This window comes from Pseudomonas sp. GW821-FHT01D09 (assembly GCF_059422465.1).
Map to the genome: position 1 here is coordinate 348489 of NZ_JBWKWY010000001.1, position 15086 is coordinate 363574.

11 protein-coding genes are annotated in these 15086 nt (G+C 62.1%); 1 reads left to right on the plus strand and 10 read right to left on the minus strand.

Going from position 1 to position 15086, the window contains the following annotated elements; genetic code table 11:
* Positions 1–17 precede the first annotated feature (17 nt).
* The 10 genes from AC07W7_RS01735 to gloB form a co-directional block, all read right to left on the minus strand.
* Complete coding sequence (locus AC07W7_RS01735) at positions 18–2486, minus strand: TonB-dependent siderophore receptor (protein WP_495038504.1); 2469 nt, start codon at positions 2484–2486, stop codon at positions 18–20.
* A gap of 117 nt (positions 2487–2603) precedes the next feature.
* Positions 2604–3572: a FecR domain-containing protein gene (locus tag AC07W7_RS01740; RefSeq protein ID WP_495038505.1), complete on the minus strand. Its 969-nt coding sequence runs from the start codon at positions 3570–3572 to the stop codon at positions 2604–2606.
* Positions 3569–4099, minus strand: a complete 531-nt coding sequence (locus AC07W7_RS01745; protein WP_083743021.1) for a sigma-70 family RNA polymerase sigma factor — start codon at positions 4097–4099, stop codon at positions 3569–3571. The genes AC07W7_RS01740 and AC07W7_RS01745 overlap by 4 nt, the downstream gene beginning before the upstream one ends.
* Positions 4100–4350: 251 nt before the next feature.
* Entirely contained in the window at positions 4351–5961 is a 1611-nt protein-coding gene (locus AC07W7_RS01750; RefSeq protein WP_099169735.1) for an ABC transporter ATP-binding protein, read from the minus strand.
* Between the two features lies 1 nt (position 5962).
* Positions 5963–6982, minus strand: coding sequence for an ABC transporter permease (locus AC07W7_RS01755; protein WP_076961110.1), 1020 nt, complete (start codon positions 6980–6982; stop codon positions 5963–5965).
* Between the two features lies 1 nt (position 6983).
* On the minus strand, positions 6984–8057 hold the full coding sequence (locus AC07W7_RS01760) for a microcin C ABC transporter permease YejB (protein WP_076961109.1): 1074 nt from the start codon (positions 8055–8057) through the stop codon (positions 6984–6986).
* A 1-nt stretch (position 8058) separates the two neighbouring features.
* Positions 8059–9897, minus strand: coding sequence for an extracellular solute-binding protein (locus AC07W7_RS01765; RefSeq protein WP_495038506.1), 1839 nt, complete (start codon positions 9895–9897; stop codon positions 8059–8061).
* Positions 9894–11723, minus strand: a complete 1830-nt coding sequence (locus tag AC07W7_RS01770; protein ID WP_495038507.1) for an extracellular solute-binding protein — start codon at positions 11721–11723, stop codon at positions 9894–9896. The genes AC07W7_RS01765 and AC07W7_RS01770 overlap by 4 nt, the downstream gene beginning before the upstream one ends.
* Before the next feature lie 231 nt (positions 11724–11954).
* The gene (locus AC07W7_RS01775; RefSeq protein ID WP_236309302.1) at positions 11955–13355 is read right to left on the minus strand and encodes a lytic transglycosylase domain-containing protein; all 1401 of its coding nucleotides are present in this window, start codon (positions 13353–13355) and stop codon (positions 11955–11957) included.
* Positions 13356–13453: 98 nt separating this feature from the next.
* Positions 13454–14221, minus strand: coding sequence for a hydroxyacylglutathione hydrolase (gloB, locus tag AC07W7_RS01780; RefSeq protein ID WP_099169738.1), 768 nt, complete (start codon positions 14219–14221; stop codon positions 13454–13456).
* Positions 14222–14286: 65 nt separating this feature from the next.
* On the opposite strand from gloB, the gene AC07W7_RS01785 reads away from it, so the two are divergent.
* The gene (locus AC07W7_RS01785; RefSeq protein WP_076961104.1) at positions 14287–15045 is read left to right on the plus strand and encodes a class I SAM-dependent methyltransferase; all 759 of its coding nucleotides are present in this window, start codon (positions 14287–14289) and stop codon (positions 15043–15045) included.
* The last annotated feature ends 41 nt before the right edge of the window (positions 15046–15086 follow it).

Here is a 15086-nt window from a genome sequence, read left to right on the forward strand (position 1 = left end):
CTATCCCTAGGGAGTGCTTAGAAGTCCCAGCGCGTGGCCAGTTGCAGGCTGCGTGGCTCGCCGTAGAAGCCGGTGCCGAAGTTGCCCAGGCCGGTGTAGTACTTTTTGTCGAAGGCGTTCTTCACGTTCAACGTGGTGCTCAAGTGCTCGTTGAAGCGATAGCGCGCCATCAGGTCCACCAGGTAGTAGCTGTCCTGGGTGATGCGCGCGTATTGGCCGAAGTTGACCGTGTCATTCGGGTTGGGCTGGAACACATTGCCGAAGAACTCGCTTTGCCAGTTAACCCCGGCCCCGAGGGTCACCTTGTTCAGTGCGCCAGGCAGGCGGTAGGTGTTGAACAGGCGCACTACTTGCTGCGGCGTGGTGGTTTGCAGCACCGAGCCGTAGACGTAGTCGTCGTTGGCATCGCGGGTGTGCTGGTAGGTGTAGCCGGCCGAGACATTCCAGCCCTCCAGCACTTCGCCGGCCAGTTCCACTTCAAAGCCCTTGGTGGTGGCGCCGGCAATCGGGCGATAGATCGAGTCGCTTTCAAAGCCCGAGACGTATTGCGCGACATTGTCCTGTTCGATGCGGAACGCGGCGAAGCTGGCATTCAGGCGACCGTCGTAAAAGGCCGCCTTGAGCCCGGCTTCGTAGGTGTCGCCTTCAATCGCGTCGAGCAATTTGCGATCGGCATCCTTGCTGTTCTGCGGCCGGTAGATCTTGGTGTAGCTGCTGTAGACCGACCAGATATCGTTGAGGTCGTAGACCACCCCGGCGTAGGGCGTCACCACACCGGTTTGTTTATAGCTTGTGCGGTTGTCGGTGGCGGTTGGCGCATAGAAGTCGGTGTTATCGGTGTTGCTGAAATTGCTGACGCGGGTGCCGAGGATCACCGACAGGTCATCGGTGGGTTTGAGGCGGGTTGCCAGGTAGGCGCCGGTCTGGCGTTGCACAATATCGTTCTGGCCACTGCGCGGGATATCCGGCTTGGGGTATTCGCCGCGCCAGTCATAGATGCTGCCGCCCACCGGCGGGTAGATCGAGCCGTAGACCGGCACGTCCTGTTTCGAGCGGGTCGCCATAAAGCCCATGATCAACTCATGTTCGCGGCCAAACAGGCTGAACGGGCCGTTGAGGTTGACGTCGAGGGTGTTCTGCACCTGGTCGCCCTTGTACTTGCCCATGAACATGTACATGCCGTCGCCGCTGGCCTGGTCGGGGTTGCCGCCACTGGCCGAGGCGAGCAGGGTGTCGTGCTGGCTGCGCTTGCGGTCCAGGCTGACTTTGAGCGACCAGTCGTTGGCCAGTTGTTGTTGCACCGAGGCGAAAATCGTCTGGTTCTGGAAGTCACGGCGGCTCCAGTCGGCAGCCGGGTTGAACGAGCGCGAGAAGTTCGTGCGATTGCCGTTGTTGAAGTACATCGGGAACCCGGCCCAGCTGGCGCCGCGGGAGCGGGTGTCCTGTTGGTCGATACCGAAGGTCAGCAGGGTGTCGGGGGTCAGATCGGCTTCGAGGATGCCGTAGGCAATGTCCTTGGTGTGCTGGTAGTGGTCCAGGTACGACGAACGATCCTGATAAACCCCGACAAAGCGTCCACGCACATTGCCCGATTCGGTCAGCGGCCCGGAGATATCGCCTTCGGTGCGGTAGTTGTCCCAGGAGCCCACGGTGCCGGTGACCGAGGCCTTGAAGTCGCGGGTGGGCTTTTTGCGGATCAGGTTGACCGTGGCCGAAGGGTCGCCCGAGCCGCTCATCAGGCCCGCTGAGCCCTTGATGATTTCCAGGCGGTCGTACACCGCCATGTCGGTGCTGGTGGTGCCGTAGTCATACACGCCGTCGTAGGTGGAGTTGACGCCGTCGTACTGGAAGTTGGTGATCGGCAGGCCGCGGCTGGAGAACTCCCAGCGCTCGCTGTCGTAGTTCTGCACGCTGATGCCCGGGGCGCGGCGCAGGGTGTCGGCGATGCTGTTGGAGCCCTGGTCATCCATCTGCTGGCGGGTGATCACGGTGACCGACTGCGGTGTCTCACGGATCGACAGCGGCAGGCCGGTGGCCGAGGCCATCGAGCCGGTGGTGTAGGCGTGGCTGTCTTCGGTGGTGGCCCCCAGGTTCACGCCGGAAATGGTGGTGGCGCCCAGTTCCAGTTCGCCGGTATTGAGCGGCGCCAGCTCCAGCACATAACCCTGGTTGCCCTGGGGCCGGGCCTGCAAACCGCTGCCTTGCAACAGCTGCTGCAAACCGCCGGTGGGGGAGAAGCTGCCGCTGAGGCCGGGGCTGTTTTTCCCGGCGGCCAGGCTGTTGTGGCCGGCGATAAAAATCCCCGATTGCTCGGCAAAGCGGTTCAGCACGCTGACCAGCGATCCGGCGCCGATATTGTAGCTGCGGGTGGTTTCCTGGGTCGCTGGCGTTTGCGCCGCCTGCACGTGGAGTGGGCCCAGGCAGAGCAGGGTCGCGGTGATGGCCAGCGCCAGGGGGCGCACAGTGAAAGCAGCGGGTTGCGGCATGGAAGGTTCCCTACGGGTTCGGCGAATATGAAAGCGTCTGCTGGGTTAACCGAACGAACGTCGAAAAGGGGAACTGGAGGGGCAAAAAAAATGTGCTCGCCCATTTGCGCCAAGGCATCAGGTCGCGTGTGTTTTCGGCCCCACGCTGACCCACCACGGCATCAGCCGGTCCACCTGGATCGGCAACGCCGCCTCCAGCAGCCGCAACGCATGTTCGCTGTCCTTGAGCGGGAACGAGCCCATCACCGGCAAATGGGCCACTGCCGGATCGCACCCCAGGTGGCCGTGGCGGTAGCGGTTGAGTTCGCCGATCAGTTGGCCCAGGGGCAGGTTGTCGGCCAACAGCACGCCACGGCTCCAGGCCTCGCGGGTGGCTGATGCCGCTAGCGGGCTGCGGATGCTGTGGCGATCGAACACCGCCTGTTGCTCGGACTCGATAATGCGCACCTGCTGCCCATCGACGGTGCGCACTTCTACCCGACCATCAAAGACATTCAGCGTGGTGCCGTCCTCGCCCTGCAACACACTGAAGCGCGTGCCCAGGGCACGCAGGCGACCGTGCGCGGTGTCGACCAGGAACGGGCGCTGGAGATCCTTGGCGGTGTCGATCAGCACTTCGCCAAAGCGCAGGTGTAACAGGCGCTGGTGCGCGTCGAAGCGTACATCCATGGCGCTTAGCGCGTTGAGCCAGATATGCGTGCCGTCGCCGAGCAAGGTGTCGCGGATTTCGCCACTGGCCGTGGCGTAGTCGGCGCTCCAGCCGCCGACCACCCGGGGCAGGGCAGTGCCGCGCCAGGTGCCCCAGGCCAAGGCTGAACCTGCGCCCAGCACCAACAGCGTCTTGAGGGTTTGCCGCCGGGTGCTGCGCAGGGCACGGCCGGCGCCGATGGGCTCGTCGGCCAGGGGCGCGAAGCGTTGGCTGACGCGCTCGACGTAACGCCAGGCGGCCTGGTGCTCGGGGTTCTGCCCCAGCCAGGCTTGCCAGTGCTGTTGCGCCTGGCTGTCACCTTGCGGGTCTTGCAGGCGCACATACCAGTGGGCGGCCTGTTGCAGGCTGGCGTGGCTGAGTTTGCCGGCGGGGGTCATTCCACCAGCAACCCGTCGAGTTCGGCTTCCAGCACCGCGCAGTGCAACAGCGCCTGGGCCATGTATTTTTTCACCATGCGCTCACAGACTCCCAGCTGTAGGGCGATTTGCTTGTAGGTCATGCCATGCAGTTGCGCCAGCAGGAACGCATCGCTGACCTTGCGCGGTAGGCGCGCAAGCATGGCGTCTACCTCGTACAGGGTTTCGACGATAATCGCCCGCTGCTCCGGCGATGGCTGCACCGCTTGCGGACGGTCGGCGAGGCTTTGCAGCCAGGCCTGCTCCAGTTGGCGCCGGCGCCAATGGTCGATGCACAGGCCACGGGCGATGGTCGCCAGGTACGAGCGCTCGCGCATGGCGCAGGCCTGGTCGGGCGGGCGCTTGAGTACGCGGATAAAGGTGTCTTGCGCCAGGTCGGCGGCATCCCAGCGATTGCTCAGGCGCCGGCGCAACAGGCCGAGCAGCCAGGAATGGTGGCTGCCGTAGAGCTGGCTGAACGAAGTGGGGGAGGTCGACACAATATCCAACCGGCGCGGATGCCATGATGTGAATAGGAATTGGTCGCGATTAAAGCAAAGGCCTGCGGGCAGCGCAAATGATATTGGTTTGCTTTTGCGAAAGACGCGGTCTGTGGGCTTGCACGGAGCAAATGTGGGAGCTGGCTTGCCTGCGATAGCGGCGGTACAGGCAACATCCCAATTGGCTGGCCCACCGCTATCGCAGGCAAGCCAGCTCCCACAGGGGATCAGCGGTGGATCTTGACCCCTGGCATGACAGGTCAGATCCGGGAGGTCGGCACCAGGAAGGCAGCCTCCAGCAACTGTCGGGTATAGGCATGCTGCGGATCAGCGAAGATCGCCTTGGCATCCCCCTGTTCCACCACCTGGCCCTGTTTGACCACCATCAACTGATGGCTCAAGGCTTTGACCACCGCCAGGTCGTGGCTGATAAACAGGTAGGTCAGGTTGTACTTGGTCTGCAGGTTGCGCAGCAGTTCCACCACCTGGCGCTGCACCGTGCGGTCCAGGGCCGAGGTGGGTTCGTCCAGCAGAATCAGGCGTGGCTTGAGCACCAGGGCGCGGGCGATGGCGATGCGTTGGCGTTGGCCGCCGGAGAATTCGTGGGGGTAGCGGTGGCGGGTCTGCGGGTCCAGCCCGACCTCCTGGAGCGCCGCGATAATCGCCGCCTCCTGCTCGGCCGCCGTGCCGATCTTGTGGATACGCAAGCCTTCGCCAACGATCTCGCTGACGCACATGCGTGGGCTCAGGCTGCCGAACGGGTCCTGGAACACTACCTGCATTTCCCGGCGCAAGGGCCGCACCTGTTGCTGGGTCAGTGGGTCCAGTTGCTGGCCTTCAAAACGGATCCCGCCCTTGCTGCCGATCAACCGCAGGATCGCCAGGCCCAGGGTGGATTTGCCCGAGCCGCTTTCGCCGACAATGCCCAGGGTCTGGCCCTGGGGCAGGCTGAAGTTAATGCCGTCCACCGCCTTGACGTAATCGATGGTATTGCGCAAAAAGCCTTTCTTGATCGGGAACCAGACCTTCAGGTCGTCGACTTCCAGCAGCGGCGGGCCAATCGCATTGGTCGCCGGCCCGCCACTGGGCTCGGCGGCCAGCAGTTCCTGGGTGTAGGGGTGCCGGGGCGCGCGGAACAGCTCCTCGCAGGACGCCTGCTCGACAATGCAACCGCGCTGCATCACACACACGCGGTGGGCAATGCGCCGCACCAGGTTCAAGTCATGGCTGATCAGCAGCAGCGCCATGCCCAGGCGCGCCTGCAACTCCTTGAGCAGTTCGAGGATCTTCAACTGCACGGTCACGTCCAGGGCGGTGGTCGGTTCATCGGCGATCAACAGTTCCGGCTCGTTGGCCAGGGCCATGGCGATCATCACCCGCTGGCGCTGGCCGCCGGACAGTTCGTGGGGCAGGGCTTTGAGGCGCTTGCGCGGTTCGGGGATGCCCACCAGGTCCAGCAGTTCCAGGGTGCGCAGAGTCGCGGCCTTGCCGGTCAGGCCCTTGTGCAGGCCCAGTACCTCGTTGATCTGCTTCTCGATGCTGTGCAGCGGGTTTAGCGAGGTCATGGGCTCTTGGAAGATCATCGCAATGCGGTTGCCGCGAATCTGGCGCAAGGGCTTTTCTTTCAGGGTCAGCAGATCCTGCCCGGCATACTCGATGGTGCCGGATGGGTGCCGCGCCAGGGGGTAGGGCAGCAGGCGCAGGATCGAGTGGGCGGTCACCGATTTGCCGGAGCCGCTTTCGCCGACCAGGGCCAGGGTTTCACCACGGCGGATATCGAAACTGATGTTCTCCACCACGCGCTGATGCTGCTCGCCGGTGACGAACTCGACACTGAGGTCGCGGACTTCGATCAGATTGTCCTGATTCATCTCATTTCCTCGGGTCGAAGGCATCGCGAGCGGACTCGCCGATAAACACCAGCAAGCTCAACATGATCGCCAGCACCGCAAAGGCACTGATGCCCAGCCACGGCGCCTGCAGGTTGGATTTGCCCTGGGCCACCAGTTCGCCCAGGGACGGCGAACCGGCGGGCAGGCCGAAGCCCAGGAAGTCCAGGGCGGTCAGGGTGCCGATCGCGCCGGTCAGGATGAAGGGCATAAAGGTCATGGTCGAGATCATGGCGTTGGGCAGGATATGGCGGAACATGATCGCGCCGTTCTGCATGCCCAGGGCCCGGGCCGCGCGCACGTATTCCAGGTTGCGTCCGCGCAGGAACTCGGCACGTACCACGTCCACCAGGCTCATCCAGGAAAACAGCAGCATGATCCCCAGCAGCCACCAGAAATTGGGTTGCACAAAGCTGGCGAGGATGATCAGCAGGTACAGCACCGGCAAGCCCGACCAGATTTCCAGGAAGCGCTGGCCGGCCAGGTCGACCCAGCCGCCATAGAAACCCTGCAAGGCCCCGGCCGCCACGCCGATGATCGAGCTCAAGACCGTGAGGGTCAGGGCAAACAGCACCGAGATCCGAAAGCCATAGATCACCCGCGCCAGTACATCCCGGCCCTGGTCATCGGTGCCCAGCAGGTTGTCGGCCGACGGCGGGGCCGGGGCCGGGACTTTCAGGTCGTAGTTGATGCTCTGGTAGCTGTAGGGAATCGGCGCCCAGAGCGTCCAGGCGTCCTTGGCCTTGAGCAGTTCGCGGATATACGGGCTTTTGTAGTTGGCTTCCAGGGGGAATTCGCCGCCGAAGGTGGTTTCCGGGTAGCGCTTGAGCGCCGGGAAGTACCAGTCACCGTCGTAATGCACCGCCAGCGGCTTGTCGTTGGCGATCAGCTCGGCGCCCAGGCTCAGGCCAAACAGGATCAGGAACAGCCACAGCGACCACCAGCCACGCTTGTTGGCCTTGAAACGTTCAAAACGGCGGCGATTGAGGGGGGATAGCGTCATCTCAATGCTCCCGGCTTTCAAAGTCGATACGGGGGTCGACCAGGGTGTAGGTCAAGTCACCGATCAGTTTCACCACCAGGCCCAGCAGGGTGAAGATAAACAGGGTGCCGAACACCACCGGGTAATCGCGGTTGATCGCCGCTTCAAAGCTCATCAGGCCCAGGCCGTCGAGGGAGAAGATCACCTCCACCAGCAGCGAGCCGGTAAAGAAAATGCCGATAAACGCCGAAGGGAACCCGGCGATCACCAACAGCATGGCATTGCGGAACACGTGGCCGTAGAGCACGCGGTGATGGGTCAGGCCCTTGGCCTTGGCGGTGATTACGTACTGCTTGTTGATTTCGTCGAGAAAGCTGTTCTTGGTCAGCAGGGTCATGGTGGCGAAGTTACCGATCACCAGGGCCGTGACCGGTAGCGCCAGGTGCCAGAAGTAGTCGAGGATCTTGGCGCCCCAGCTCAGTTCCTCGAAGTTGTTGGAGGTCAGCCCGCGCAAGGGGAACCAGTCAAAATAACTGCCGCCGGCGAATACCACGATCAACAGGATGGCAAACAGGAACGCCGGGATCGCATAGCCGACGATGATTGCCGAACTGGTCCACACGTCAAAGTGGCTGCCATGGCGGGTGGCCTTGGCGATCCCCAGGGGGATCGAGACCAGGTACATGATCAGGGTGCTCCATAACCCGAGGGAAATGGACACCGGCATCTTCTCCTTGATCAGGTCGATGACCTTGGCATCGCGAAAAAAGCTGTCGCCAAAATCCAGTCGGGCGTAGTTCTTGACCATGATCCACAAGCGTTCCGGCGCCGACTTGTCGAAGCCGTACATCTTCTCGATCTCCTTGATCAGCGTCGGGTCCAGGCCCTGGGCCCCCCGGTAGCTGGAGCCGGCCACCGAGACTTCGGCGCCGCCACCGGCGATACGGCTGGTGGCGCCTTCAAAGCCTTCGAGCTTGGCGATCATTTGCTCCACCGGGCCACCGGGAGCGGCCTGGATGATGACAAAGTTGATCAGCAAAATGCCGAACAACGTGGGAATGATCAGCAGCAACCTGCGGAAAATATAAGCCAGCATGTCAGTCGCCTCCGCTCGCCGGATCGGCGCTGGTGTCGGTGGGGGGCGTCACTGCCGGCGGTGTGTTGGGTTTGATCCACCAGGTATTGATGCCCACGTCATAGCGCGGCGGGACTTTGGGGTGGCCAAGGTGATTCCAGTAGGCCACGCGGTAGGTCTTGATATGCCAGTTGGGGATCACGTAGTAGCCAAATTGCAAGACCCGGTCCAGGGCCTTGGCGTGGGCCACCAGGCTGTTGCGTGAGTCGGCGTTGATCAACTGTTCCACCAATTCGTCGATGGCCGGATCCTTGAGGCCGATGTAGTTGCGGCTGCCGGGGTTGTCGGCACTGCCCGATTGCCAGAATTCACGCTGCTCGTTACCCGGGGAAGAGGACTGCGGGAAACTGCCGACCATCATGTCGAAATCCCGCGAGCGTATGCGGTTGACGTACTGCGAGATATCGACCCGGCGGATCACCAGTTCGATCCCCAGGTCTGCCAGGTTGCGCTTGAAGGGCAGCAGGATGCGCTCGAAGTCGGTCTGGGCCAGCATGAACTCGATGCTCACCGGCTTGCCGTTGGTGTCGACCATCTTGTCGTCGACGATGCGCCAGCCGGCTTCCTGCAACAGTTGATAGGCTTCGCGCTGCTGGGTGCGGATCATGCCGCTGGCGTCGGTTTTCGCTGGGGCGAAGGCCTGGGTGAAGGCTTCGGGCGGGATCCTGCCGCGCAGCGGTTCGAGAATCGCCAACTCGGCCGGGCCGGGCAGGCCGGTGGCGGCCATGTCCGAGTTCTCGAAATAGCTGCGGGTGCGGGTGTAGGCGCCGTTGAACAGTTGCTTGTTGGTCCATTCAAAGTCCATCAACAGGCTGATGGCCTTGCGCACCCGCACGTCCTGGAACATCGGCTTGCGGATATTGAACACAAAACCCTGCATCCCGGTGGGATTGCCGTTGGGCAGTTCTTCCTTGATCAGCCGGCCCTCGACCACGGCCGGGACGTTGTAGGCATTGGCCCAGTTCTTGGCCGTCATTTCCTGCCAGTAATCGAACTGCCCGGCCTTGAGGGCCTCCAGGGCCACGGTGTTGTCACGGTAATAGTCACTGATGCGGTAATCGAAGTTGTACAAGCCCTTGTTGATCGGCAGGTCCTTGCCCCAGTAGTCCTTGACCCGCTCGTAGCGGATCGAGCGCCCCGGCTTGACCTCGGCCACTTTGTACGGGCCGCTGCCCAGGGGCATCTCCAGGCTGCTCTTGGCAAAGTCACGCCCGACCCACCAGTGCTTGGGCAATACCGGCAACTGGCCAAGGATCAGTGGCAGTTCGCGGTTGCTGGTGTGCTTGAACTTGAACAGCACGCGCAACGGGTCTTCGGCCACCACTTCGGCGACGTCGGCATAGTAGGTGCGGTAAATGGGGCTGCCTTGCTTGATCAGGGTTTCAAAGGTGAACACCACATCTTCGGCGTGCACCGGATGGCCATCGTGAAAGCGTGCTTCGGGGCGCAGGTAAAAACGCACCCAGCTGTTATCCGGGGCTTTTTCGATCTTGCCGGCGATCAGGCCGTACTCGGTGATGGGTTCGTCCAGGCCCTGCTGGGCCAGGGTATCGTAGACCAGGCCGATATTGTCGGCGGGCACGCCCTTGCTGATAAACGGGTTGAGGCTGTCGAAGCTGCCCATGGCCGCCTCGCGGAAGGTGCCGCCCTTGGGCGCGTCCGGGTTTACATAGTCGACATGCTTGAAGTCGGCGGGGTACTTGGGCGGCTCGTCATACAGGGTCAAGGCGTGTTGGGGGGCGGCCACGGCCTGGGTGCACAATAACAGGCCACTGATAATCGCAGTGCGCAAAGCCATCATTGGGGTTTCTCCGATGCTTTCAGCCACCACGCGCTCAGGCCCAGGCTGTAGGGCGGCGTGGTCACGAAGGCGAACCGGTTACGGTACGCCAGGCGATGATAGTTGAGATACCAATTGGGAATACTGTAGTGCTGCCACAGCAGGACCCGGTCCAGGGCCCGGCCGGCAGCGACTTGCTGGTCGCGGGTCTGGGCGGCGAGCAACTGCTCCAGCAGGTGGTCGACCACCGGGTTGGCGATGCCCGCGTAATTCTTGCTGCCCTTGATCTCGGCCTGGCTGGAATGGAAGTACTGCCACTGTTCAAGGCCGGGGCTGAGGGTTTGGTTGAGGGTCATCAGGATCATGTCGAAGTCAAACTGGTCGAGGCGCTGTTTGTACTGCGCGCGATCCACCGTACGCAAGCGGGCATCGACACCGATGCTGCGCAGATTTTCCACATAAGGTTGCAGGATCCGCTCCAGGTTCGGGTTGACCAGCAGGACTTCAAAGCGCAGCGGCTGCCCGTCGCGATTGAGCAGGCGCTGGCCGGAGAGTTTCCAGCCACCTTCGGCCAGCAGGCCGAGGGCGCGGCGCAGGGTGTCCCGGGGGATGCCGCGCCCGTCGGTCTGCGGCAGGCTGAAGGCCTGGGTAAACAGATTGGCCGGTAGTTGCTCGCGATAGGGCGAGAGCATCAACCATTCATGGCCCACCGGTAGGCCGCTGGCGGAGAACTCGCTGTTGGGGTAGTAGCTCAGGGTGCGTTTATAGGCGCCGCTGAACAGGGTGCGGTTGGTCCACTCGAAATCGAACATCAGCCCCAGCGCTTCGCGCACCTTGGCCTGGCTGAACGTGGCGCGCCGGCTGTTCATGAACAGGCCCTGGCTCTGGGTCGGGATCTGGTGGGGGATCTGCGCCTTGACCACCTCGCCACGGTTTACCGCCGGGAAGTTGTAGCCATTGGCCCAGTTCTTGGCCTGGTGTTCGATATAGATGTCGAATTCGCCGGCCTTGAATGCCTCGAAAGCCACGTCGCTGTCGCGGTAGAACTCCACCTCGACCTTGTCGTAGTTGTAGAGCCCGCGATTGACCGGCAAGTCCTTGCCCCAATAGTCCTTGACCCGCTCGAACACCAACTGCCGGCCCGGCTGGACCTGGCTGATCCGATAGGGCCCGCTGCCCAGCGGCGGTTCAAAGGTGGTGGCCTTGAAGTCACGGTTTTTCCAGTAGTGCTGGGGCAACACCGGCAGCTCACCCAGGCGCAGGATCAACAAGGGGTTGCCGGCGCGCTTGAACACGAAGCGGATGCGCAGGGGGCTCAGCACGTCCACCCGGGCCACTTCCTGCAGGTTGGTGCGGTATTGCGGGTGACCTTCGGTGAGCAACGTGCGATAGGAAAAGGCCACGTCGTCGGCGGTGATGGGTTTGCCGTCATGGAAACGCGCTTGTGGCCGCAGGTTGAACACCACCCAACTGCGGTCCTCGTTGTACTCCACGGATCGGGCGATCAGGCCATAACTGGAGGTGGGTTCGTCACCGGAAGGGGCGTACTGGCCAGTGCCGACCATCAGTGGCTCGTTGAGCTCATTGACCCCGTATTGCAGGAAGTTGGCGGTGGAGACCGGGCTTGAGCCCTTGAAGGTATAGGGGTTGAGGGTGTCAAACGTGCCAAAGGCCATGACCCGCAAGGTGCCACCCTTGGGCGCTGCGGGATTTACCCAATCGAAGTGGGTGAATTTGGCCGGGTACTTGAGTGTGCCGAACTGCGCATAACCGTGGTTTTCGGTAATGGTTGCATTCGCACAAAAGCTCAAGGCCAGACTTATTAGTAGAAGGAGGGGACGCTTCAAGTCAGAAATCCGATCCGGGCGGCTTGGGCTTTATGACCGGTACAGTAACAGCTTGTTCCACTTGGAAAAAGACTGTTGAAAAGGCCATTTCCAGGCCCGGAGGGATCATGTGGGAGCTGGCTTGTGTAGGAGCTGGCTTGCCTGCGATGCAAGCGCCGCGGTGAATCAGTTACACCGCGTAGATGCAATCGCAGGCAAGCCAGCTCCCACACAAGCCAGCTTGCACTCGGTTTATCTTGGCCCGGACACTACCAGCATCTGCCCCGGCTTCAACGCCTGGCCAGTGCGTGGGTTCCAACGCTTGAGGTGTTGCATCTCGACGTTGAAACGCTTGGCAACCATGTACAGCGAGTCACCTTTCTTGACCTTGTACTGCACCGGCTTCTTGGCCACGACTTTACGGGTGTCCTGCATCACTAGGGTCTGGCCGACCTTCAGCGCCTGGCCATTGAGCTTGTTCCAGCGCTGCAGGTCATGCACATCGACCTTGTTGGCCTTGGCAATCAGGGTCAGGTTGTCGCCGCTCTTGACCTTGTAGCTGCGCGAGCGGCCGGCCACGGCCTTGTGCTCGACTTCGTCAAACACCGGTTTTTTCGGACGCAGGCTCAACAGCTCCTCGGGATTCATCGAGGACAGGCTACTGGCCAGCAGTTGCGCCTTGGAGGTGGGCACCAGCAAGTGCTGGGGACCGTCCAGGGTGGTGCGTTGCTTGAAGGCCGGGTTGAGCTGGAACAGCTCGTCTTCGTCGATTTCGGCCAGCGCAGCGACCCGGGACAGGTCCATGCTTTGCTTGACTTCGACCATTTTGAAGTACGGCGTGTTGGCAATCGGGTTCAGGTTGACGCCGTAGGCCTCGGGGGCCAGCACCACCTGGGACAGCGCCAGGAACTTGGGCACGTAGTCCTTGGTTTCCTGGGGCAGTGGCAGGTTCCAGTAGTCGGTGGGCAGGCCGAGCTTCTCGTTGCGCTCGATGGCCCGGCTGACCGTGCCTTCACCAGCGTTATAGGCCGCCAGGGCCAGCAACCAGTCGCCGTTGAACATGTCATGCAGGCGTGTCAGATAGTCCAGGGCGGCGGTGGTGGAGGCGGTGATGTCGCGGCGGCCATCATAGGCGCGGGTCTGGCGCAGGTTGAAGTAGCGCCCGGTGGAGGGAATGAATTGCCACAGGCCGACGGCATCGCTGCGCGAATAGGCCATTGGGTTGTAGGCACTTTCAATCACTGGCAGCAGCGCCAGCTCCAGGGGCATGTTGCGTTCTTCAAGGCGTTCGACGATGTAGTGAATATAGAGGCTGCCACGTTCGCCGGCATTCTCCAGGAAGGAGGGATTGCTGGCGAACCACAGGCGTTGTTGCTCGATACGCGGGTTGACGCCCGCGCCGTCCTGCAATTGGAACCCCTGGCGCATGCGTTCCCAGACATCCTGGGGCACCTGTGGGCTTGGCTTCTCTGAGAGCCAAAGGGGTTTTTGCTTGATCTTGGCCGCAAGATTGGGTTTGGGTTGCACGGTGGATTGTGCAGCGTAATTGGTTGTTTGGCAGCCCGCCAGAGTTGCGGATACGGCCACCGCAATGGCTTGAGCCAGGCGGGTCAATGCGTCTGAATGGTTGGATTTACGAATAGATGACGACATTGGCTGGAAGTGAGTTCCGGGCAAAAATGTCGGGCGATTCTAGAAAGCGCTTGGGTTCCGGTCAACCATTCAGAAATTTCGTATCAGAACCTGTCTGCTTAGAACGTATCTTTCCAAGCCCGCAAGCTAGCAAAAACCGCGCTCCCAGAGCGGTTATCGCAGTTCCCCCATTCGTCCGCTTTTTGTTTAACGGATGTTTCAGCGGTGCGCAAAAACGGGTTGGTGAGTTTTTCCAGGGCCAGGGTCGAGGGTAAGGTCATCTTGCCGTCTGCCCGGAGTTGGCTGACTTTGGCCACCCGTTCGGCGATATCGGTGTTGTGCGGCTCCACGGCCTGGGCAAAGCGCAGGTTGCTTTGTGTGTATTCGTGGGTGCAGTAGACCAGCGTGTCGGCCGGCAGCGCGGCCAGGCGCTCCAGGGAGATGTGCATCTGTTGTGGCGTGCCCTCGAACAGACGCCCGCAACCGGCGGCGAACAGCGTGTCGCCGCAGAACAGCAAGCCATGATGATAAAAGGCTATATGTCCCAGGGTGTGTCCCGGCACGGCCAGGACCTTGAAGTCCCAACCCAGCACATGGATATCATCGTTATCGTTGAGCGCGACATCACGTGCCGGGATGTTTTCAGTGGCCGGGCCATAGACCCTGGCGCCTGACGCCTCCTTGAGCTGCACGACACCGCCCACGTGGTCGTGGTGATGGTGGGTGACCAGGATATCGCTGAGGGTCCAGCCGGGGTGTTGCGCCAGCCATGCCAGCACAGGCGCGGCATCGCCAGGGTCGACCACCGCGCAACGCAGGGTGCGATGGTCTTGTAACAACCAGATGTAGTTATCGGTGAAGGCGGGCAGGGCACTGATCTGTATCATTCTTCTATTCGCCAAGCTGGACACATTGGTGCATCTTAGAACGTCTTGGCGAGTTGGAGAATGCAATGACTGATAAAGCGTTCGCCCAGGCCGATCCCGAGTGGCTGGCCTTGATCAGCGCAGCCCGTGAGTGGTTGTCCGGGCCGATCGGGCAATTTTTGCTGGAACAGGAGCGGCTGATGCTCGAAGAAGAGCTTGAGCGCTTCTTTGGCGGCTACCTGGTGCACTACGGCCCTTCGGCCCAGGCCCCGCCGTCCGCGCCCCAGGTGCAGCGCAATGTACGCCTGGGTGCGCCATTGCCGGGGGTCGAGATTGTCTGCGAAGAACAGGCCTGGCCCCTGAGCGAGCACGCCGCCGACGTGGTGGTGATGCAGCATGGCCTGGATTTCTGCCTGTCGCCCCATGGCTTGCTGCGGGAAGCGGCCAGCGCCGTGCGCCCGGGTGGCCATTTATTGATCGTCGGCATCAACCCCTGGAGTTCATGGGGGCTGCGGCACGTCTTTGCCCATGATGCATTGCGCCAGGCCCGCTGCATCTCGCCCTCGCGGGTCAGCGACTGGTTGAACCTGCTGGGCTTCGCGCTGGAGAAACGCCGCTTCGGGTGCTATCGTCCGCCGCTTGCCTCGCCCAAGTGGCAGGGCCGTTTGGCGGGCTGGGAGCGCCGGGCCGGGGCCTGGCAGTTGTCCGGTGGCGGTTTCTACCTGCTGGTGGCCCGCAAGATCGTGGTCGGGCTGCGGCCGGTGAGCCAGGTACGGCGCGAGCCCATGGGCAAACTGGTGCCGATGCCCCTGGCCAAGGTCAACCGTCGCTCCAGCGAGCCATAAATCACTTTTCTGGAATTCAGGTCGTCGTGTTCGACCTCGGG

What these genes read in the sequence shown, in the direction of transcription:
- AC07W7_RS01785 (WP_076961104.1), top strand. Translation starts at nt 14,287, where the DNA reads ATGACTGATAAAGCGTTCGCCCAGGCCGATCCCGAGTGGCTGGCCTTG.
- AC07W7_RS01755 (WP_076961110.1), bottom strand. Translation starts at nt 6,982, where the DNA reads ATGACGCTATCCCCCCTCAATCGCCGCCGTTTTGAACGTTTCAAGGCC.
- AC07W7_RS01735 (WP_495038504.1), bottom strand. Translation starts at nt 2,486, where the DNA reads ATGCCGCAACCCGCTGCTTTCACTGTGCGCCCCCTGGCGCTGGCCATC.
- AC07W7_RS01750 (WP_099169735.1), bottom strand. Translation starts at nt 5,961, where the DNA reads ATGAATCAGGACAATCTGATCGAAGTCCGCGACCTCAGTGTCGAGTTC.
- gloB (WP_099169738.1), bottom strand. Translation starts at nt 14,221, where the DNA reads ATGATACAGATCAGTGCCCTGCCCGCCTTCACCGATAACTACATCTGG.
- AC07W7_RS01765 (WP_495038506.1), bottom strand. Translation starts at nt 9,897, where the DNA reads ATGATGGCTTTGCGCACTGCGATTATCAGTGGCCTGTTATTGTGCACC.
- AC07W7_RS01760 (WP_076961109.1), bottom strand. Translation starts at nt 8,057, where the DNA reads ATGCTGGCTTATATTTTCCGCAGGTTGCTGCTGATCATTCCCACGTTG.
- AC07W7_RS01740 (WP_495038505.1), bottom strand. Translation starts at nt 3,572, where the DNA reads ATGACCCCCGCCGGCAAACTCAGCCACGCCAGCCTGCAACAGGCCGCC.
- AC07W7_RS01775 (WP_236309302.1), bottom strand. Translation starts at nt 13,355, where the DNA reads ATGTCGTCATCTATTCGTAAATCCAACCATTCAGACGCATTGACCCGC.